Here is a 19,969-nt window from a genome sequence, read left to right as displayed (position 1 = left end):
ATGCAGCCCGCGCGAATCAAGCCTGTTTCGCAGGACGTTCCGTCATTTGCTGCGCGATCCCCGCCAAGAGCAGCCACAGCGAAGTCGCAATCAACCCCCATTGCGCCCAGCTTTGCGGGTGAAAATCGACCAGAATTGCCCATACCGCAAAGCCGACCCAAGCCAGCGCCACCGGCAATGAGACCAGCCGCCACCGCTCGGTCCGCACCGGATGGATAAAGCGCAGGTTGGTAAACATCGCCACCGCCAGCGCCACCACGACAATCAGCGTGATCCAGAAATCCGGCTTGGCGGCAAACAGCACCAGAACAACCATATTCCAGCAGGCCGGAAAGCCGGAAAAGGAATTATCCCGTGTTTTCATGCGCGTATCGACGAAATACACAACGCTGCCATAGGTGATGGCGATAATCGCGATCCAGCCCGTCCAGCCCGGCAACAGCCCCGATTTGAACAGCGCATAGGCCGGAATGAACACATAGGTCAGATAGTCGATAATCAGGTCCATCAACACGCCGTCATAGGTCGGCCAGTTGCGCTTGACCTCATAGCGACGCGCCAGCGGGCCGTCGATCCCATCCACCAGCAGCGCCACAACCAGCCACCAGAACATCTGGTCCCATTTCTGATCTGCCGCCGCCAGCATGGCCAGCATCGACAAAACCGCGCCGGTGGCAGTCAAAAGGTGAACAGACAGGGCTTTCAGCTTAATATTCATCGCGGGTTTGTGACATTTGCAGCCGCCCGACGCAATGCCATAGCAGGACAAGCCCCGGCGCGCATTTGCATAATCGTCACACAAATCCACCAAGCTCAGGCAAAGGCCGCATGGGGATTGACATGTATAACCCGAACGTCAACGGCACATCTGACCGCATGGACCAAGGGGGGCTTCCGCTCCGCAGCGGTCTTTCCGATCAGGCCCGAACGGCGCTGTCCTCAAGGCCGGGCGATACGCTTGTCCCTGATCGCATTGCAGATTTCACCGCCCGTCAGGCTGGACTGGCCGCCGAAGGCCACCTCGCCAGACAGCATCCGCAATGGCAGGCTGCGCCCCTGCGGCTGGCGCAGGCCACGACCCTGCCCGGCCAGCCGACCGTTTTCGACATCCTGCCGCCCGAGGCGCTGATTCGCGGTGCCGCCAGAGGTGGCGGCCTGGGGGCCTTGGCCGAAACCCTGCGCAACGTGGCCGAACGCCATGTCGAAACCGCGCGTGAGGATCGGATCACCGCTGCGGCGGCAAAGATGGGATTCGACCTGACGGCCCCCGAAGGTCTGCTTGCCGCAGATGCTTACGAGGCGACGATGGAATGGGCCTCGACAGGGATGCTGCCCGGCGTCGCAAAAGGACGCGGCCCGGATGCCCAAATCGCGGCCGAAGCCCATGCGCTTTATGAATTGGCCCACCCCGCCACCTTTGAGGCCACCCGCAACCCCGCCAATCAGGACCAGATGCGGACCCTTGCCGCGATCCGGGCGCAAGCCCTGGCGGCGCTGGCGGAAAACCGCCTGACCCCCAACCCCGACGGCTGGTCACAAGGCTGGACCGAGATCTTCCCGGAACTGACCGATTGGGAAAAGGCACTGGGGGAATTGCCCGGCTTTACCGCCGCGCAGGCCGAAACCTTTCAGGAAGGCTTCACCATAGCTCCCCCTGCCCTGCCCAACCACACCGGCCAGCCCGCCCCGCTGATCGACCTGCCGCAGATCATCTCGACCCCGATCCCGGAAAACGCAGGCCCGAACATCGTCGCCGCCCGCCCGGAAAGCTACACCACCCCCGCGGGCAACATCATTCAGGAGCATGGTAAGAAAGGCGGCGGTCTGGATTACATCACCCTCAAGGGGCATACACCCGAGCAGATTGATGATATCATTGCGAACCCACGGCTTGATCTGAGCGGTTTTATTTTGGGGCGCGGTCGTCTGAAGGGTCAGGATATTAAATTATTGACCGGACATGATGGACATTGGGTGAAAATAGACGAAGACGGAAATATATTTGCCACAAGCAATCGAAACTTGTCCCTCAAACATGACGAGAATGACCCTGACGCAATCATAAAACCCTTGGAGACACCATGAGCGAAAGATTCGAAAAACTGCTGGAACAAGCCCAAACCGGCGCAGGAACCGAGTGGATTTCCGAGGCTGAATTGCTGGAATTCAACGAGTTTATGGCCAGACGTGGTTTTGGCGTTTCCAGAATGGAAGTTATGCGTGCAAAAGGCGGAAAGGTGCGTCCTAATCATGGCTACGGTGTGACTCCACAACCATTTAAGGGCGACACCGAACATTGGATGCACCATTTCGACCCCATCCGATCCGCAGCCTACATCCGCGAACAAGTTGACTATGCGCGGAAAGATGGTGCATTATTTGACTATAAGGTTTGGGCCGAAGATCCGTAAGGCACTCGTGCGCGCGAAAATTACGAAACTCATTCACTGGTGGAAATCGGCTTTTTTCGCCACGCTGTTTCCCTTGGCAGCGGTGGCGCAGGATCGTGCTGGCGACTTTGACTATTATGTTCTGGCCCTGTCATGGTCGCCCGCATGGTGCAGCGCCACCGGCGACGCCCGCAGGGCCGAGCAATGCCAGATCGGGCGCAAAACGGGCTTTGTCGTGCATGGGCTTTGGCCGCAACATGAACGCGGCTGGCCGCAGAATTGCACCACGCCCGAACGCGACCCCTCGCGCCGGGAAAGTCAGGCGATGGGTGACATCATGGGCTCCGGCGGGCTGGCCTGGTATCAGTGGCAGAAGCATGGCCGCTGCACCGGACTGTCGGCAGGGCGCTATTATCAGGCGACACGGGATGCTTTGGCTGCCGTCACCATCCCGCAGGTTTTCCGCACCCTCTCCCGCGACGTGCGCGTGCCGCCCAGCGTGATTGAGGACGCCTTTATCGAGGCCAACCCTGACATGACCCGCGACGGCATTACCGTGACCTGCCGCGCCGAGGATTTACAGGAAATCCGCATCTGCCTGAACAAAGACCTGACCCCTCGTGACTGCGCCCCGGACACCCGCCGCGATTGCTCACGCCGCTCGGTGCTGATGGAAAAAATCCGCTAAGGCAGCCCTTACTGACCCCTCGGCTGCCTCCGGCGGGGATATTTTTTGACAAAAGATGCGCGCGTTAACCTGATCTTAGGGATTGCTGCGCTATGGATGAGTCGCGGAACAGGCGGGAACGCCGATGGCCGTGACAGAAGATGCCACACCCCGCCCGGACGGGTGCTGCGGCGGGCGTGTGTGCTTCTGGTTATCTTTTGTCCCTAAATATCCCCGCCGGAGGCATCCGACGGTGCAACATGGACAAAGATCAGGATGAAGGGCGAAACAGGGATAATGTCGTGGTGGAACCGCCGTTTGGCAAAGGGTCCGCACTCCAGCGGATCAGTGAAATCCCCCAGCGGTTCGGGGCGGGTGGCCTATGGCTTTCCCAAAGCCTGAACAGATGCCACATCGCATCTGTATCAGCCTGATACAGTTCAGGAAAATCTTGCGCAATCATGGCATCAATGCTGGCGTTCAACTCCGGCAGGTCAGCTTGTGGCAAAGGTGTAAGCAGGTCGGTAATATCGCAATGCTGCTGATCAATGCTCAGCACAAAGCCGCGTTTTGCATCCATCCAATAGCGTTCTGCGGGGGCCAGAGTCAGCTCCTCCAGCCCGGTCGGGTTAACCTGCTGCTCCTGTCGCAACGGCAGGCAGTATTCGCGGAACATCGCTATCATGGCTTGCGGGCGCGAAGGTTCCAGCGCCGCACGGCTGAACCAGCCAAGCGCCACGCCGACACCAATGACCAATGCGAAAACTATGCCGCGTTTCATGCGATTTTCAGCAGGATCTTGCCGATATGACTGCCGTTTTCCATATGGCGATGCGCGTCTGCCGCCTGTTCCAGCGCAAATTCGCTGTCGATCAGCACACGCACCTTGCCCGCCGCAATCAGCGGCCACAGATTTTCGCGCAAGGCATCAGCAATGCGCGCCTTGGCCAGCAGGCTTTGCGGACGCAGGGTGCTGCCGGTGACAGTCAGTCGGCGGGCCATGATTGGCGCCCAGTTGATTTCCGCCTTTGGCCCGCCAAGAAAGGCGATGAACACCAGCCGCCCATCCTCGGCCAACGCTTTGAGGTTGCGCTTGATATAATCGCCGCCGACCATATCAAGGATCAGGTCCGCACCGCCTTCAGCTTGCAAAACATCCTCGAACGCCTGGCTGCGATAATTGATCGCCGTCGCGCCAAGCGCGGTAATGGCGGCGCATTTCGCATCCGATCCGGCACTGGCCCAGACGCGGGCGCCAAGGGCACGGGCGATCTGAATGGCCATGGTGCCGATGCCCGAGGTGCCACCATGGACCAAAAACCGCTCCCCCGCCCGCAGCCCGCCGCGCTGGACCATGTTCGACCAGACGGTAAAGGCAGTCTCACACAGACCAGCGGCTTCGCGCAGGGTCATGCCCTCGGGAACCGGCAGGGCATGGCTGGCCGCACAGGTCACATATTCGGCGTAACCGCCACCGGGCAGCAACGCGCACACCCGATCGCCCACCGCCCATTGCGTCACCCCCGGCCCGATGGCCGCAACCTCGCCCGCACCCTCCAGCCCCGGACGCGGGTTGGCGTCTGGCGGCGGCGCATAAGCACCCATGCGTTGCAGCACATCGGGGCGGTTCACCCCGGCATAGGCCAACCGGATCAGGATTTCCCCCTGCCCCGGCGCAGGCGTAGGGATATGGGTCAAACGCAGCGCGTCAGGGCCTCCGGGGGCGGTGATCTCGATGGCGCGCATCTCGGGCGGCGGGGTCATGCGTCACCCCCTTTCCCCGGTGCCACACGGTCCAGCGGGGCCTTGATCCAGCCGGTCGCCAGATCGGCCAGAACCGCCATGCCGGGCAATTTGCGTGCGCTGGCTTTCAGTTTTTCAAACTGCATCACCCCGTCGATGCGGCGGTCGATGAAGGCGCGGGTGTCGCGGTGGCCCTCGCTATCATCGCCCAGCCAATACAGCACCGCCGAGCCAATCACCGCCGACAGCGTGGCGCGCTTGCTATACCAGTTCACATCGTCCGAGGTATCACCAAGCCCCGACCAGATCGCATCCGCCGTCTCCCATACCAGCTTCGCGGCCAGCGGCTGGTGCTGCGGCAAAGACAGCGTGGCCGCCCCGGCACGAACCAGCTCGGGCTGGACCAGGGCCAGCCGCTGCCAGACAGCATCGGCCACCTTGTCGCGGAACCGCCCCTGTGGCGGGTTCGCCGCCAGCGCCACCCGCAGCGCGGCATCCGCCCGCCGATGATAGGCCGCAGCCAGATCGGCCCCGCCACGCGGAAAATGCACGCGAATCGCTTGCTCTGACAGGTTCAGATCCCGCGCACCCGCCCGCAGCGCGGCATCGTTCATTCCATCGAAAGGCACATGAACCAGCGCCGCTTTCAGCAGTTTTTCCTGTTCCGTGGTCATTTCGGACCCCCTTCTGGTCTGGACAAACACCTTACTGGCCGCTATAGGAACGCTTCCTGCAACCAACTGCAACTCTAACTTAGGAAGGTGGTGACAACCACATGCAGGTGAACGTTCGCGACAATAACGTCGAACAGGCGTTGCGCGCCCTGAAGAAAAAACTTCAGCGCGAAGGCGTGTTCCGTGAAATGAAGCTGAAGCAGCATTTCGAGAAACCGTCCGTCAAGAAGGCCCGTGAAAAGGCCGAGGCCGTGCGCCGCGCCCGCAAGCTGGCCCGTAAAAAGGCACAGCGCGAAGGCGCTCTGTAAGACGAAGCGAACCGATTGGTTCCAAAGCCTCCGCCCCTTCGGCGGGGGTTTTATTTTGCGGCCTCCGCCATGAACCGGCGCAAACTGGGCAGAACATCGGCGGGGCAATCCTGCAAAAGCGTATGGCCGGCAAAGGGCAGCACGAACAGCCGCGCCCCCAGCACCTGCCCGGCCAGCGCAACCGCATCGGCGCGGGGGATCAGAAAGTCCTCGTCCCCATGCAGCACCAGCAGCGGGCAAGTGATCCGCCCCACCGCCGCGCCCGGATAACTGCCGCCAAGCCACATTGTTCGGGTGGCCGCAAACAGCCGCGCAAAATCCGGCGCGGGGTTTTCTGCCTCATAGGCCGCGACCTCCGCGGGAAACATCTCACACCAGCCTTCCGCCGTAACATCCGCATAAATCGCACGGGCCGGATGATCGGCGGGCAGGCTGGCCTGCGCCCCGGCCGTCACAACAAAAGCAGGCCGGGTCAAGCCAGAGGCCAGCCACAGCGCCACAATCCCGCCATCGCTATGGCCGATCAGCCCGGCCCCGGTCAGGTCCAGCCGTTCCAGAACCGTGGCCACATCCTCGGCCATCTGGCGATAGCTCATCTGCGCGGCGCCCAAATCCGACCGCCCATGCCCCCGGCTGTCAATGGCGATCAGGCGGAAATCCTGCAACCCGGCAGCCAGTCGCGCGAAATCGGCCCGGCTACCGAGCCCGCCATGCAGCAGCACTACCGGCGGACCGGCGGGGTTGCCCGCCTGCGCCACGAACAGCGCGGCATCCCCCACCGGGATCATCCGGCCCGCGTCAAACATCGCCATTCGGCAGCCTTTCCGAATAGCGATCCACCAGCCGGTCGCGGTGCGGGCGGGTCAGGACGGTGGTGCGGTAAAGTTCCTCCATCACATCCACGATCCGGTCGTAATAGCCCGAGGCCCGCATCCGCCCGGTCTCGTCGAACTCTTGCCAGGTGCGCGGCACCGAGACCTGATTCGGGATCGTCAGCATCCGCAGCCAGCGGCCAAGGATTCGCATCGCATTCACCGCATTGAAACTTTGCGACCCGCCCGAGACCTGCATCACCGCCAGCGTGCGTCCCTGCGTCGGATGCACGGCCCCGATCTCCAGGGGGATATGGTCGATCTGCGTTTTCAGCAGCCCCGACATCTGGCCATGGGTTTCGGGGCTGGACCAGACCATGCCATCGGACCAGATCGCCAGATCGCGCAATTCCTGAACCTCGGGGTGATCCTCGGGGTGGCCATCGGGGAAAGGCAGGCCCGACGGGTCGAACATCCGCACCTCGCCCCCGAACAGATGCAGCAGCCGGGCGGCTTCTTCCGCCACCAGCCGGGAATAGGATCGGTCCCGCAGCGAGCCATAAAGCACCAGAAACCGCGGTGGCCGGTCCTGCGGGCCAAGCTGATCCGCCAGATCAAGCCGCAGACGGGCGCGGTCCAGCGCCGGAAGGAAATCCGGGTCGGGCAGGTCACGCAACGGCATCAGCGCACCCGGTTGCCCTGTGCATCGACGACCGGCTCGCCATCCTCTTTGCTGAACGCCCCTTGCTGCTGCGGCAGCAGGTCCAGCACCGCCTCGGACGGACGACACAACGCGGCACCTTTCGGGGTAAAGACCAAAGGCCGCTCAATCAGGATCGGATGCGCCAGCATAGCGGCGACCAGATCATCGTCCGGGGTCGCGTCGCTCAGCCCCAGTTCGGCAAAGGGCGTCCCCTTGCGCCGGACAAGCTGATGCGGGGTCAGCTTCGCCGCCGCCATTGCAGCCCGCAATTCGGCCTCATCCGGCGCATCTTTCTGATAATCCCGAATCACCAGCTCGACCCCGGCATTGCGGATCATCGCCAGAACATTGCGCGAGGTGCCACATTTCGGATTGTGCCATATTACCGTGTCGCTCATCGAAACCTCCTGTTTTGGGGTCAGCCTAGCACCGCACCCGTTCTCTGGACAGGGCTTGCGAGAAAACCCGTATTCGCCGCAACCCGCCCCTGGCAGGATAGTTTTCCAAACCGTCGCACGGCCCTGCCATATCCCCCGCCCCCGCGTTATGACGCCGCAAACGTCGCGTGGCCTTTGCGCCCGCGACGGCTTTGCCGTAAAAGATGCAGGACTTGCCATGACACTGGACATTGCCGTGACCGACACCGCAACCAAACCCACCAAGACCATGCCCGACGCACAAACCGTAACCGCCGTCACGCATTGGACCGACCGGCTGTTCTCGTTCCGGGTGACGCGCCCGGACAGCCTGCGCTTCCGCTCGGGCGAGTTCGTGATGATCGGCCTGCCCGGCGACAATGGCAAACCGATCCTGCGGGCCTATTCCATCGCCAGCCCCAACTGGGACGAGGAGCTGGAGTTCTATTCGATCAAGGTGCCGGATGGGCCGCTGACCTCGCGGCTGCAACATATCCAGCCCGGCGATCAGATCATCCTGCGCCCGAAACCGGTTGGTACGCTGGTGCTGGACGCGCTGCTGCCGGGCAAGAACCTGTGGTTTCTGGCCACCGGCACCGGGATTGCACCCTTTGCCAGCCTGATGCGCGACCCGGAATGTTATGAGCGATATGACCGCATCATTATGATGCACACCTGCCGCGAATCCTCTGAACTGGAATATGGTCGCCAACTGGTCGAGGGGCTTCATAACGACCCGCTGCTGCTGGAGATGTTCGGTGAGGATTTCGCCAACCGGCTGATCTATTACCCGACCACCACCCGTGACGACTTCCACCAGCAGGGCCGGATCACCGACAACCTGAAATCCGGCAAGGTATTCACCGACCTCGGGCTGGCACCGCTGAACCCCGAAACCGACCGGGCAATGGTCTGCGGCAGCCTTGATTTCAACGTCGATGTGAAAGCCGTTCTGGAAAGTTTCGGCCTGCGCGAAGGGGCTAACAGCGACCCCAAAGAATTCGTCGTCGAAAAAGCCTTCGTCGGTGACGGCATCTGAATGAAACAGGGCGCAGCCAACCCGACCACGCCCATTTCTTCTTCACTTAAATATCCCGGGGCGCGGGGCAGCGCCCCGCATTGACCCTGACGGATTAACCTTAACGGATCGGGTTGCGATAAATCATGCGCCGCACCGAACCCGTTTTCGAGCGCATCAGGATCGTTTCGGTCTCGATGAAATGCGGCTCGCGCTTCAGCCCGCGCACGATGGAACCATTCGTCACGCCGGTGGCTGAAAAGATCACATCCGCCGTCACCATCTCATCACGCGAATAGATGCGGTCCAGATCGGTGATCCCGGCCTTATGCGCCCGCCCGCGTTCATCATCATTGCGGAACAACAGGCGGCCCCACATCTGCCCACCCATGCATTTCAGCGCCGAGGCCGCCAGCACCCCCTCGGGTGCGCCACCAGACCCCATATACATATCAATCCCGGTCTGCTCCGGCTCGGCCACATGCATCACGCCCGCCACATCGCCGTCGGTAATCAGCCGGATTGCAGCCCCCGTGGCGCGGACTTCGGCAATCATGTCCTCATGCCGGGGGCGCTCAAGGATACAAACGGTAATATCATGCGGCGTCACGCCTTGCGCCTTTGCCAGCGCATGAACCCGCTCGGTCGGGGTCATGTCCAGCGACACCACGTCCTTGGCATAGCCCGGCCCGATTGCCAGTTTGTCCATATAGACATCAGGCGCGTGCAGCAGGGTGCCGCGCGGGGCCATGGCAATTACGGTCAGCGCATTGGGCATATCCTTGGCGGTCAGGGTGGTGCCTTCCAGCGGGTCCAGCGCAATATCCACTTCGGGACCGCTGCCCGAACCGACTTCCTCACCGATGAATAGCATCGGGGCCTCGTCACGTTCGCCCTCACCGATGACGACCACGCCCTTGATGTCCAGCATGTTCAACTGGTCCCGCATGGCGTTCACGGCAGCCTGATCGGCGGCCTTTTCATCGCCGCGTCCGATCAGCCGGGCCGAGGCATGAGCCGCCGCCTCGGACACACGGGCAAGGCCCAAAGACAACATACGGTCGTTAAAGTCGGCGGTCATGGGATCAATCCTTGAATTTGCGCGTTGTGCAAGGTTCTAGGCCCACCCCCGCGACCGGGCAAGTCTGGGTGCGCTAACAGCAGATCAGTCCGGCACATCCAGATCCAGCGCCAGCGCGTGAATCCGCGTCACCAGATCCCCCAGCAGCCCGTGAATCAGCCGGTGACGCGCCACCCGCGACAAGCCGTCAAAGGCATCCGAGCGCGCAATGATGCGAAAATGCGTCTGCCCGCCCTCACGCCAGCCAGCATGGCCGCGATGGTTCTCGCTTTCGTCGATGATGTCCAGTTGCGTGGCGTGCAACCCCGCCAGTTTTTCGCGCATTTCATCGGCAATCATTCGCCGCACCCCCTTACGATCCATCTGCGAATAGCCTAGACTGCCCGTCCCGAAACGGAAAGGGACAAGCGCATGACGAACGATCCGTTTAACTTTGACATTTCTGCGGCCAAGGACAAAAAGCGCCGCAACAAGGGCCGTCGCGGCATGTCCGGCGCGTTCGAGACCTCGACCCGGCGCTGCGACAAGGCGGGTTGCGACCTGCCGGGCCAGTATCGTGCGCCCAAATCCCCCAAGGCGCTGGATGAATATTACTGGTTCTGCAAGGATCACGTCCGCGAATATAACCTGAACTGGAACTATTTTCAGGGCCAGTCCGAGGCCGAGTTCCAAGAGTTTCTGGACAATGCAACCGTCTGGGAACGCCCGACCAAGCCGTTTTCGAAATCCGCCCGCGAACAGGCGTGGGCGCGGCATGGTGTAGCCGATCCGCTGGAAATCCTTGGCGAAAACGGCACCAACCCGGCCCACCGTGCCGGTCCGGTCCGCAAGCTGCCCCCGACCGAGCGCAAGGCACTGGAAATCCTTGAGGCCCGCGACACCTGGACCCGCGCCGAAATCCGCACCCAATACAAGGCGCTGGTCAAGGTGCTGCACCCGGATATGAACGGCGGCGACCGTTCCGACGAGGACCGCCTGTCCGAAGTCGTCTGGGCATGGGACCAGATCAAGGAAAGCCGCCACTTCCGCGACTGATGCGCCCTTGACCGGGCCTCAGCGGGTCATTTCGACAAAGACATCCTCAAGGTCGGGCTGCTCGGTTGCAATATCGGTGATCGGCAGCCCGGCGGCCCGCAGCATATCCAGCACCACATCCGCCCGCAGAACCGATGGTGCATAGGAAAACGCCAGCCGCCCATCCGCCCGCCGGTCAAGGCTGACCCCATCGGGCAGCTCCAGCGCCCCCACCGGCCCACCGGGATCGACCAGCAACGTCCGGCGATCCGTGCGGGCCAGCAGCGTCGTGGTATCCTCACAAACCACCAGCTCGCCGTGGTTGATGATGGCGATGCGGTCGCACATCTCCTGCGCTTCTTCCAGATAATGCGTGGTCAGGATGATGGTCATGCCCTGTTCGTTCAGGCGGCGCACATTCTGCCACAACATATCGCGCAAACCTATATCCACCCCGGCCGTCGGCTCGTCCAGCACCAGGATTTGCGGCCGATGCACCAGCGCCTTGGCCAGCAGCAGCCGCCGCTTCATCCCGCCCGACAGGTTGCGGGCATAGCTTTCCGCCTGCTCGGTCAGCCCGACCAACGCCAGCAACTCATCCGTCCAGCGTTCGGATTTCGGCACGCCATACAGCCCCGCCTGAACTTCCAGACTGGCCCGAGGCGTAAAAAACGGGTCGATATTCAGCTCTTGCGGCATCACCCCGATGGCGGCACGGGACTGGCGCGGGTTCACATCCTGATCGAAGCCCCAGATGACCACCCGCCCCGCCGTCTTGCGCACCAGCCCGGCCAGAATGTTGATCGTGGTGGATTTCCCCGCCCCGTTCGGCCCCAGAAGCCCAAAGATACTGCCCGCCGGGATCGACAGATCCAGCCCCTTCAGCGCCTCCTTCGGCGCGGCGCTGCCACTGGCGGCATAAACCTTGCGCAAACCTTCAATGGTGATCGCATCCGCCATGGTTATCCTCTCCTGCTGTCTTGCCGCCGGGGCGATGATCGCTAGAATGACCCCGACTTAAACAGGGCTTCGCCCGCCAGAACAAGAGACGCCCATGACCACCGCCCCGGAAACCGAAGTCGTCACCACATGGAAGGTCGCCTGCGAGGGCGATGAGGCCCGCGGCCTTGGCCACCCCCGCGTCTGGCTGGCGATCCCGCATGATACCGGCGTGACCGAATGTGGTTATTGCGGCAAACGCTTTGAAATCGACCGCACCCACGCGCACGACGCCCACTAATTCTTCTTCACCTAAATATCCCGGGGGTGAGGGCGTCAGCCCGAGGGGGCAGCGCCCCCTTACCCGCTGCCGAAAGGACCGCATATGACATTCGGCAAAGGCCATCACCTGCACCTGATCGACGGCTCGGCCTTTATTTTCCGGGCGTATCACGCGCTGCCGCCGCTGACGCGCAAATCTGACGGGCTGCCGGTGGGCGCGGTCGCAGGCTTTTGCAACATGCTGTGGAAATATATCGAGGACGCAAAAGGTTCCGACGCGCCCACCCATGCGGCGGTGGTGTTCGACTATTCCAGCAAGACCTTTCGTAACCAGATCTATGACCTTTACAAAGCCAACCGCCCCGAACCGCCCGAGGATCTGCGCCCGCAATTCCCGCTGACCCGCGATGCCACCCGCGCCTTCAACATCGCCTGCCTTGAGGTTGAGGATTATGAGGCCGATGACGTCATGGCCACACTGGCCTGCCGGGCGCGTGACGCAGGCGGCACCGCCACCATCATCAGCAGCGACAAGGATCTGATGCAGCTTGTCGGGGATGGCGTCGATATGCTGGACCCGATCAAGAACCTGCGCATCGGCCCCGATGAGGTCCGCGACAAGTTCGGCCTTGGTCCCGATAAGGTGGTGGATATTCAGGCGCTGGCCGGCGATTCGGTCGATAACGTCCCCGGCGCGCCCGGCATCGGCATCAAAACCGCCGCCCTGCTGATCGAGGAATATGGCGACATCGAAAACCTGCTGGCCAATGCGGACCAGATCAAACAGCCCAAGCGCCGCCAGACCCTGATCGACAATGCCGAGCTGATCCGCATTTCCCGCCGTCTGGTGCAACTTGACTGCGACACCCCGCTGGATTTCACCCTGAACGACCTTGAGGTGCGCGAACCTGATCCCGCCATCTTGCTGGACTTCCTGAACCAGATGGAGTTCCGCACCCTCACCCGCCGCGTGGCGGAAAAGTTTGACCGCGACCTGCCCGAGCTGCCCGAACCCAAGCCCACCGCAGCGCAGGCGACTGGCCCGGCGACCGCCCCAGCGACGGGTCCCGACTGGCCTGCCATTGACCTGACCACCGCAACCGTGATCCGCGACGCGGACACGCTGACGACATGGATCGCCGCCATCCGCGAGGAGGGCGCTGTCGCCATCGATACCGAAACCACCAGCCTCGACGAAATGCAGGCCGAACTGGTCGGAATCTCGCTGGCGCTTGGCCCGAACCGCGCCGCCTATATCCCGCTGGGCCATGTCACCGGCGAGGGCGAAGGGCTGTTCGGCGGCACCAGCCTTGCCCCCGACCAGATGGACCGCGACACCGCGCTGGCCATGCTAAAGCCCGTTCTGGAAGATGCGGCCACGCTGAAAGTGCTGCAAAACGCCAAGTATGACTGGAAAATCCTCGCCCGCCACGGCATCCGCATGACCCCGGTCGAGGATACGTTGCTGTTGTCCTATGCGCTGAACGCCGGGCTGCACAACCATGGTATGGATGAGCTGGCCGACCGCTACCTGAACCACATCTGCATCCCGATCAAGGATCTGATCGGCAGCGGAAAATCGCAGATTACCTTTGACCGCGTGCCGATCGACAAGGCCGCCCCCTATGCCGCCGAAGATGCCGAGGTCACATGGCGCCTGTGGCAAACCCTGCGCCCGCGCCTGTCGCGCGATGCCGTGACCACGGTTTACGAAACGCTGGACCGCCCGCTGATCCCGGTGCTGGCCGATATGGAAATGGCCGGCATCCGCATCGACCCGGACGCGCTATCGCGCATGTCCAACGCCTTTGCGCAGAAAATGGCGGGGCTGGAGGCCGAAATCCACGCTCTTGCCGGAGAACCGTTCAACGTCGGCAGCCCCAAGCAGCTTGGCGAAATCCTGTTCGAGCGGATGGGGTTGTCGGGCGGCAAGCAGGGCAAGACCGGTGCCTATTCCACCAGCGCCGATGTGCTGGAAGACCTTGCGGCCGAGGGCCACGACCTGCCCGCCCGCGTGCTGGACTGGCGGGCGCTGTCCAAGCTGAAATCAACCTATACCGACGCGCTGCCAACCTATCGCAACCCGGAAACCGGGCGCGTGCATACCAGCTACGCCATCGCCGGAGCGCAGACCGGGCGGTTGGCCTCGACCGAGCCGAACCTGCAAAACATTCCGGTGCGCAGCGAAGAAGGCCGCCGTATCCGCGAAGCCTTTATCGCCGGGCCGGGGATGCGGCTGGTCAGCCTCGACTATAGCCAGATCGAGTTGCGGATTCTGGCCCATGTCGCGGATGTTCCGGCGCTGAAACAAGCGTTCCGCGACGGGATCGACATTCACGCCCTGACCGCCAGCCAGATGTTCGGCGTCCCGGTCGAAGGCATGGACCCGATGATCCGCCGCCGCGCCAAGGCGATCAATTTCGGCGTGATCTATGGCATTTCAGGCTTTGGCCTTGCCCGCAACCTGCGCATTCCGCGCGGCGAGGCGCAGGCGTTTATCGACACTTACTTCCAGCGTTTCCCGGAAATCCGCGCCTATATGGACCGCACCATCGCGGATGCGAAACGCGACGGCTTTGTGCGCACCCTGTTTGGCCGCAAGATCCACACGCCCGGCATCGAGAGCAAAGGCCCGGCGGCAGGTGGCGCCCAACGCGCGGCCATCAACGCCCCCATTCAGGGGGCCGCCGCCGACATCATCCGTCGCGCCATGCTGCGCATCCCCGCCGCCATCCGCGACCTGCCCGCAAATATGCTGTTGCAGGTCCATGACGAACTGGTGTTCGAGGTGGCCGAGGACGCCACCGAAGCCCTGATTGCCGCCGCCCGTCAGGTCATGGAAGCCGCCGCCGAGCCCGCCGTCAAACTATCGGTGCCGCTGGAGGTGGATGCCGGTCAGGGCGCAAACTGGGCCGAGGCGCATTAACCCCGCCTTCGGTGGTTTTGCTATTCATACGACAACACAGCGACGAACCTGCCTTTTCTCAGGCATTTACTTACACATTCCAGTATGCTGATGTGAGGTCGCGTTTCGCCTATGCTATGGGTGTTTTCGTTTTGTGATTTACAGAAACCTTTGACAGATAGCACCGCCGACACCATGCTCTCAACAAGATCTCCAAAGTAAATATTGCTTTGTTTCCATGTATAATCCCGGATTTCTGTATGGGCATAAGGAATATCTTGCCTCTTCCCGCATCAGCGCAAGCGACTCCGAAACTCACGCGCGACGATGGTACTCTTCGTCACGCTTTGTGGTCTCGGACCTTATCCGGTTGCTGCTGGTCTGCCTGATCCCGGCTCTGGCGCTGTTCTTGCCGTCAACGATGTGACGCATCATGGCCAGGCGGCGAAAGAGCCGCCGGTGCTGTTGCGCTGGCGCAATGCGTCGGCGCGGTGGCGGCGGGGGGATTTTCCGCCGACCCGTTTGAAAAAGCGAGAGAAATAGGCCGGATCGTCAAAGCCGAGATGCAGGGCGATCTGGGCGATCTGCAAGCCCGAGCTTTCCAGCATCTGCCGCGCCTCGGCATGAAGTCTGGCATGGATCAGCGATAGCGGCGTGCGGCCCGTCACGCGCAGGACTGCGCCGGACAGCCGGTCGGGGGTGACGCTAAGGCGCGCGGCATAATCCTGAAGCCGCCAGTGACTGCGCATATGCTGCTCGACCAGATTAATAAAACTGTCCACCAGAATACGCGGCCCCGAATGAGGCAGGGCGCTGGCGGTGCCGGTCAGGCGCGACAGCAGGATCAGCAGGATCGCGAGCGCGTGATGCAGGACATCCTCGGCCTCGGCGGCCTGACCGGCGGCCTCGTCGCTGATACTGCCGATCAGTTCGGACAGGCGGGCAAGGTCGGCGGGCGAGGCGGTGATGCCAAGCCGCGGTGCGCGGCGCAGCAGGTCGAGATGCTCAACGATATGGCCCGGTAGGCGCAACTGACCGAGCGCCGCATCACCAATCGCCAGATGCGCACCCCGCGCACCTGCCGCGAGGTGCAGCCGCGCCGGTTGCGGTGCCGGAACCCAGTTCAGTGCGGGCGCACGCAGTCCGGTTGTCTCACCGCCTATCTCGACCGAGCCACCACCGGCCAGCAACAGGAAAAGCCGATGGCGCTGCCCGTCAAGGCTCCAGTCCTGCCGTTGAAGACTGGTGGGCAGGCGCATCGCCTCGATTTCCTGAGCCAGACGGATGGTCCGTGCGTTGTTCGTCATTGTTCCCCCGCTCACCGGAAAAATACCATTATACCCCGAAATCGTCCATTCTTTATCGAACAGCTTCTGCGCTAGCCTTGCTGAACCGGCCAAGCGGATGGGAGACCTCTTGCCGGTTGCTTCCCTCGGGAAGACCACAGGAGGAGGACAAGATGACACGGATTGAACGCAGGGCCGCCCTGAAACTGGTGGCGGCATCGACCTGCCTTGCGCTTGGCATCGCGGCGCCCTTGGCCGCCGAGGGTCGCGATTCGGTGAAGATCGGCTATGCCGTCTCGATCAGCGGCGCGAATGCGGGCGGGGCGGGGATCACCACGATCCCGAATTACCGCTTTTGGGTCCATGAGGTGAACGAGGCGGGCGGGCTTGAACTGCCCGATGGCACGCGGCGGCCCATCGAGGTGATCGAATATGACGACCGGTCTTCCGCCGAAGAGGTGGTCCGCGCGGTCGAGCGGCTGATGACCCAGGATGAGGTGGATTTCGTGCTGTCGCCCTGGGGCACCGGGTTCAATCTGGCCGCCGCGCCGCTGTTTGACCGCTTTGGCTATCCGCAGATCGCCTCGGCTGCCGTGACCGACCGCGCGCCCGAATTTGCCGCCCGCTGGCCGCGCAGCTTCTGGCTGCTGGGTGGCGGGGCTGATTATGCGGGTGCGCTGGCCGAGGTTCTGGGGCAGGCGCGCGAGGTGGGCCAGATCAATGGCGATGTGGCGGTGATCTCGGTCGCCGACGGGTTCGGGATCGACCTTGTGAATGCCGCGCGGACCAGCTTTGCGGCGGCGGGGCTGAATATTGTGATGGACCGCACCTATCCGCCCGGCACGACCGATTTCTCGCCGATGATTAACGAGGCGCAATCCTCGGGTGCGGATAGTTTCGTGGCCTTTTCCTATCCGCCCGATACCTTTGCGCTGACCCAGCAGGCGCAGGTCGCATCCTTCAATCCGCCCGCGCTTTATCTGGGCGTCGGCACGCCTTTCCCGACCTATCTGGCCGCGAATGGAGCCAATGCCGAGGGCATCCTGAGCCTTGGCGGTATCGACCCCTCGAATGAGGCGCTGATGGATTACCGCGCGCGGCATGAGGCATTTACGGGGCAGGCGCCCGATTCCTGGGCCTCGCAGATGACCTATGCGGGGCTGCAAATGCTGGAACAGGCGGTGGCGCGGGTCGGGCTGGACCGCGAGGCGGTCGCGGCAGAGCTGGCAGGTGGCACATTCACCACGATCCTTGGCGAAACCGCGCTGGAGGATAACCAGTTGCGCAACCTGCCATGGACCGGACAGTGGCAGGACGGCGTGTTCGTCGCGGTCCAGACCGCCGATGGCGCGGGGGAAACGCAGATCCGGCTGCCGAAACCCGACTGGTCCGGCAACTGAGCAGGCGCGGGCTGCCGGGGCGACCGGCGGCCCATCCCTGCAACCTTGATGAGGTAAGACCGAAAATGCTGACCACCGCGCTTTTGTCCGGGCTTGTTCTGGGCGGCTCATATGCGCTGCTTGCGATGGGGCTGACCCTGCAATACGGGATCTCGCGGATCATGAACCTTGCTTATGGCGAGATCATCATCTTCGCGGCGTTCGGCGCGTTCCTGCTGTTCTCGGGCGCGGGGATCAACCCGCTTTTGGGCATGGTCATCGTGCTGCCTGCCGCCTTTGCCGCCGGATATGCGATCTACGGGTTGATGATGCAGCCTCTGGTGCGGCGTTCGGCCCGGACCGGCACGCTGGAGGTCGACTCGATCCTTGCGACCTTCGGGCTGTTATTTGTGCTGCAAGGCGTGATGCTGGTGGTCTTTGGATCAAACTATACCAGTTATAACTACCTCAATTTCGGAGTGCCGGTGCTGGGCGTGACCATCGCGGCGAACCGGCTTGTGGCCTTCGCGCTGGCGGTTCTGGTCGGCGGCACGCTGTTTTTGCTGCTGACGCGGACCCGCTGGGGGACGACGATCCGCGCGATTGCGGTCGCCCCCGACGCCGCCCCTCTGGTCGGCATCGACGTGCAGCGCACCGCCCGCTTTGCCTTCGCGCTTGGCACCGCGATGGCGGCGGCGGGCGGGGTGATGATCTCGATGTATCAGACCTTCAACGCCTCGATGGGCGTGGTGTTCACGATGAAGGCGCTTGTCATCGTCATCATGGGCGGGCTTGGCAACCTGATGGGGGCGCTGGCGGCGGGGTTGCTTTTGGGCATCATCGAGGTTCTGGTCGCCACCTATCTCGACCCCGGCCTGACCCTTGCGGCGACCTATCTCATCTTCCTGATCGTGCTGCTCTGGAAGCCGACGGGGCTCTTCGGAAAGGCGGTGGCGCGATGAACAGGACCGTGATTGCGCTGACCCTCTTCGCGCTCGCGCTGGCGGCGCTGGCATGGTTGCCGACGCAGCTTGGCGCTTATGGCGTGGGCCTTCTGCTGGGCATGACCGGTTATGTCACGCTGGCCAGCGCATGGGCGCTGTTTTCGGGGCCGACGCGCTATATCTCGCTGGCGACGGTCGCGTTTTTCGGGATCGGCGCCTATACCGTCGCGGTGCTGAGCGAAACCCTGCCTTACCCCGCCGTGCTGGCGGTTGCGGGTCTGATCGGGCTGATGCTGGCCCTTGTCGTGGGGCTTGCCACGCTGCGACTGGCGGGGATCTATTTCGTCATCTTCACCTTCGGCCTGGCCGAACTGGTCCGCCAGCTTGTCACCTGGTATGAGGTCAATGTGACCGGCACGCTGGGCCGCTATATCTTCCTGCCGATCAGCGCCACGCAGATCTATTGGCAGCTTCTGGGGCTGGCGGCCCTGACCATCGCGATCGGCTGGTGGATCGGGCGCTCGCGCCTTGGGCTGGCGCTGAAGGTGATTGGCGATGATGAGGTGGTGGCCGCGCATATGAGCATCAATATCGCCCGGCTCAAGCTGATGCTCTTCGCCGTCAGCGCGACGATCATCACTCTTGTCGGCGCGATTCAGGCCCCGCGCTGGACCTATGTCGAACCCGCCATCGTGTTCAATCCGACGATCTCATTCCTGACCGTGGTCATGGCGCTGCTTGGGGGCGCAAACCGGCTTTGGGGGCCGTTGTTCGGCGCGGTGCCGCTGTTTTTGCTGTTCGAATGGCTCAGCGCGAACTTTCCCAATCACTACTCGATCATTCTGGGGCTGGTCTTTATCGCCATCGTCTTTGTGGTCCCGCGCGGCGTGCTGGCGCTGATCGAGGATCTGGGCGCAGGCGCGCGCCGCCTGCGAGGCAAACCCGAGGTGCAGCCATGACCGCCCTTCTTGAGATCGGCGGTCTGCGCAAGCAGTTCGGCGGGCTGACCGCCGTGCGCGATGTCAGCTTCGCCATGGCAGAGGGCGAGATCGTGGCCCTTCTCGGGCCGAACGGGTCGGGCAAGACGACCGTGCTGAACATGATCTCGGGGGCGCTCTCGCCCACCGCAGGCCGTATCTTGCTGGCGGGTGAAGAGGTCTCGGGCCTGCCGCCGCATCTGATCGCCCGGCGCGGCGTCGCGCGCACCTTTCAGCTTGTGCGCGTCCTGCCCTCGCTGACCGTGGCCCAGAATATCGCCATCGCCCTTGCCTATCGTCCCGCGCCCCTCTGGGGCCGCGCAGCCGAGGCGCAGGTGGCGGAACTGCTCGATGAGGTGGGGCTGTCGGGGCGCGAGGCCGTTCATGCCGACGATCTGACCTATATCGACCAGAAACGGATGGAGCTTGCC

At 62.8% G+C, this 19,969-nt stretch carries 23 protein-coding genes; 12 read left to right on the top strand and 11 right to left on the bottom strand.

What is annotated here, in order from left to right; all coding sequences use genetic code 11:
* Positions 1 to 16: 16 nt before the first annotated feature.
* The gene (locus Q4G24_RS11735; protein WP_303366721.1) at positions 17 to 718 is read right to left on the bottom strand and encodes a phosphatidylcholine/phosphatidylserine synthase; all 702 of its coding nucleotides are present in this window, start codon (positions 716 to 718) and stop codon (positions 17 to 19) included.
* A 110-nt stretch (positions 719 to 828) separates the two neighbouring features.
* Here Q4G24_RS11735 and Q4G24_RS11730 point away from each other — a divergent pair, with 110 nt between their 5' ends.
* The 3 genes from Q4G24_RS11730 to Q4G24_RS11720 are packed head-to-tail and all read left to right on the top strand — an operon-like array spanning position 829 to position 3,078.
* Entirely contained in the window at positions 829 to 2,085 is a 1,257-nt protein-coding gene (locus tag Q4G24_RS11730; RefSeq protein WP_303366720.1) for a hypothetical protein, read from the top strand.
* Positions 2,082 to 2,411, top strand: a complete 330-nt coding sequence (locus Q4G24_RS11725) for a hypothetical protein (RefSeq protein WP_303366719.1) — start codon at positions 2,082 to 2,084, stop codon at positions 2,409 to 2,411. The genes Q4G24_RS11730 and Q4G24_RS11725 overlap by 4 nt, the downstream gene beginning before the upstream one ends.
* A 7-nt stretch (positions 2,412 to 2,418) precedes the next feature.
* Positions 2,419 to 3,078, top strand: a complete 660-nt coding sequence (locus tag Q4G24_RS11720) for a ribonuclease T2 (protein WP_303366718.1) — start codon at positions 2,419 to 2,421, stop codon at positions 3,076 to 3,078.
* A 250-nt stretch (positions 3,079 to 3,328) separates the two neighbouring features.
* Here the strand turns inward: Q4G24_RS11720 and Q4G24_RS11715 are convergent, their stop codons facing one another.
* The 3 genes from Q4G24_RS11715 to Q4G24_RS11705 are packed head-to-tail and all read right to left on the bottom strand — an operon-like array spanning position 3,329 to position 5,474.
* The gene (locus Q4G24_RS11715) at positions 3,329 to 3,838 is read right to left on the bottom strand and encodes a hypothetical protein (RefSeq protein ID WP_303366717.1); all 510 of its coding nucleotides are present in this window, start codon (positions 3,836 to 3,838) and stop codon (positions 3,329 to 3,331) included.
* A complete protein-coding gene (locus Q4G24_RS11710) occupies positions 3,835 to 4,821 on the bottom strand; it encodes an NAD(P)H-quinone oxidoreductase (protein ID WP_303366716.1) in 987 nt (328 codons plus the stop codon). The genes Q4G24_RS11715 and Q4G24_RS11710 overlap by 4 nt, the downstream gene beginning before the upstream one ends.
* Complete coding sequence (locus tag Q4G24_RS11705; RefSeq protein WP_303366715.1) at positions 4,818 to 5,474, bottom strand: COQ9 family protein; 657 nt, start codon at positions 5,472 to 5,474, stop codon at positions 4,818 to 4,820. The genes Q4G24_RS11710 and Q4G24_RS11705 overlap by 4 nt, the downstream gene beginning before the upstream one ends.
* A gap of 101 nt (positions 5,475 to 5,575) precedes the next feature.
* Between Q4G24_RS11705 and rpsU the strand changes: the two genes are divergently transcribed.
* A complete protein-coding gene (gene rpsU, locus Q4G24_RS11700) occupies positions 5,576 to 5,782 on the top strand; it encodes a 30S ribosomal protein S21 (RefSeq protein ID WP_081994671.1) in 207 nt (68 codons plus the stop codon).
* A gap of 50 nt (positions 5,783 to 5,832) precedes the next feature.
* On the opposite strand, the gene Q4G24_RS11695 is transcribed toward rpsU, so the two are convergent.
* Genes Q4G24_RS11695 through arsC form a run of 3 tightly spaced genes read right to left on the bottom strand, consistent with a single transcriptional unit; the run spans position 5,833 to position 7,695 of the window.
* On the bottom strand, positions 5,833 to 6,594 hold the full coding sequence (locus Q4G24_RS11695) for an alpha/beta fold hydrolase (protein ID WP_303366714.1): 762 nt from the start codon (positions 6,592 to 6,594) through the stop codon (positions 5,833 to 5,835).
* Entirely contained in the window at positions 6,581 to 7,276 is a 696-nt protein-coding gene (gene arsH / locus Q4G24_RS11690) for an arsenical resistance protein ArsH (protein ID WP_303366713.1), read from the bottom strand. Before arsH ends, Q4G24_RS11695 begins: the two co-directional genes overlap by 14 nt.
* Entirely contained in the window at positions 7,276 to 7,695 is a 420-nt protein-coding gene (arsC, locus tag Q4G24_RS11685; protein ID WP_303366712.1) for an arsenate reductase (glutaredoxin), read from the bottom strand. Before arsC ends, arsH begins: the two co-directional genes overlap by 1 nt.
* Positions 7,696 to 7,912: 217 nt before the next feature.
* Here arsC and Q4G24_RS11680 point away from each other — a divergent pair, with 217 nt between their 5' ends.
* A complete protein-coding gene (locus tag Q4G24_RS11680; RefSeq protein WP_303366711.1) occupies positions 7,913 to 8,752 on the top strand; it encodes a ferredoxin--NADP reductase in 840 nt (279 codons plus the stop codon).
* A 100-nt stretch (positions 8,753 to 8,852) separates the two neighbouring features.
* On the opposite strand, the gene glpX is transcribed toward Q4G24_RS11680, so the two are convergent.
* Both glpX and Q4G24_RS11670 read right to left on the bottom strand, forming a co-directional pair.
* Positions 8,853 to 9,812, bottom strand: a complete 960-nt coding sequence (glpX, locus tag Q4G24_RS11675; protein WP_303366710.1) for a class II fructose-bisphosphatase — start codon at positions 9,810 to 9,812, stop codon at positions 8,853 to 8,855.
* 84 nt (positions 9,813 to 9,896) lie between these two features.
* Complete coding sequence (locus tag Q4G24_RS11670; protein WP_303366709.1) at positions 9,897 to 10,151, bottom strand: BolA family transcriptional regulator; 255 nt, start codon at positions 10,149 to 10,151, stop codon at positions 9,897 to 9,899.
* Positions 10,152 to 10,223: 72 nt separating this feature from the next.
* Between Q4G24_RS11670 and Q4G24_RS11665 the strand changes: the two genes are divergently transcribed.
* Positions 10,224 to 10,847, top strand: a complete 624-nt coding sequence (locus tag Q4G24_RS11665; RefSeq protein ID WP_303366708.1) for a J domain-containing protein — start codon at positions 10,224 to 10,226, stop codon at positions 10,845 to 10,847.
* A gap of 18 nt (positions 10,848 to 10,865) precedes the next feature.
* On the opposite strand, the gene Q4G24_RS11660 is transcribed toward Q4G24_RS11665, so the two are convergent.
* Entirely contained in the window at positions 10,866 to 11,786 is a 921-nt protein-coding gene (locus Q4G24_RS11660) for an ABC transporter ATP-binding protein (RefSeq protein ID WP_303366707.1), read from the bottom strand.
* Positions 11,787 to 11,880: 94 nt separating this feature from the next.
* On the opposite strand from Q4G24_RS11660, the gene Q4G24_RS11655 reads away from it, so the two are divergent.
* The gene (locus Q4G24_RS11655) at positions 11,881 to 12,066 is read left to right on the top strand and encodes a zinc-finger domain-containing protein (RefSeq protein ID WP_303366706.1); all 186 of its coding nucleotides are present in this window, start codon (positions 11,881 to 11,883) and stop codon (positions 12,064 to 12,066) included.
* 84 nt (positions 12,067 to 12,150) lie between these two features.
* On the top strand, positions 12,151 to 14,973 hold the full coding sequence (polA, locus tag Q4G24_RS11650) for a DNA polymerase I (protein ID WP_303366705.1): 2,823 nt from the start codon (positions 12,151 to 12,153) through the stop codon (positions 14,971 to 14,973).
* A gap of 410 nt (positions 14,974 to 15,383) precedes the next feature.
* On the opposite strand, the gene Q4G24_RS11645 is transcribed toward polA, so the two are convergent.
* Positions 15,384 to 16,259: a helix-turn-helix domain-containing protein gene (locus Q4G24_RS11645; protein ID WP_303366704.1), complete on the bottom strand. Its 876-nt coding sequence runs from the start codon at positions 16,257 to 16,259 to the stop codon at positions 15,384 to 15,386.
* A 152-nt stretch (positions 16,260 to 16,411) separates the two neighbouring features.
* Between Q4G24_RS11645 and Q4G24_RS11640 the strand changes: the two genes are divergently transcribed.
* The 4 genes from Q4G24_RS11640 to Q4G24_RS11625 form a co-directional block, all read left to right on the top strand.
* Positions 16,412 to 17,638 carry an amino acid ABC transporter substrate-binding protein gene (locus Q4G24_RS11640; RefSeq protein ID WP_303366703.1) on the top strand — a complete coding sequence of 409 codons (1,227 nt, stop codon included), beginning with the start codon at positions 16,412 to 16,414 and terminating at the stop codon, positions 17,636 to 17,638.
* Positions 17,639 to 17,703: 65 nt separating this feature from the next.
* Positions 17,704 to 18,579, top strand: coding sequence for a branched-chain amino acid ABC transporter permease (locus tag Q4G24_RS11635; RefSeq protein ID WP_303366702.1), 876 nt, complete (start codon positions 17,704 to 17,706; stop codon positions 18,577 to 18,579).
* The gene (locus Q4G24_RS11630; RefSeq protein ID WP_303366701.1) at positions 18,576 to 19,520 is read left to right on the top strand and encodes a branched-chain amino acid ABC transporter permease; all 945 of its coding nucleotides are present in this window, start codon (positions 18,576 to 18,578) and stop codon (positions 19,518 to 19,520) included. The genes Q4G24_RS11635 and Q4G24_RS11630 overlap by 4 nt, the downstream gene beginning before the upstream one ends.
* Positions 19,517 to 19,969, top strand: a 453-nt coding sequence (locus Q4G24_RS11625; protein WP_303366700.1) for an ATP-binding cassette domain-containing protein, incomplete at its 3' end; no start/stop codon positions are given. The genes Q4G24_RS11630 and Q4G24_RS11625, both read left to right, overlap by 4 nt.

Origin of the sequence: Paracoccus sp. (in: a-proteobacteria) (assembly GCF_030538695.1) — a bacterium.
Lineage (GTDB): Bacteria > Pseudomonadota > Alphaproteobacteria > Rhodobacterales > Rhodobacteraceae > Paracoccus.
This window is presented reverse-complemented; position numbering and strand designations above follow the sequence as displayed.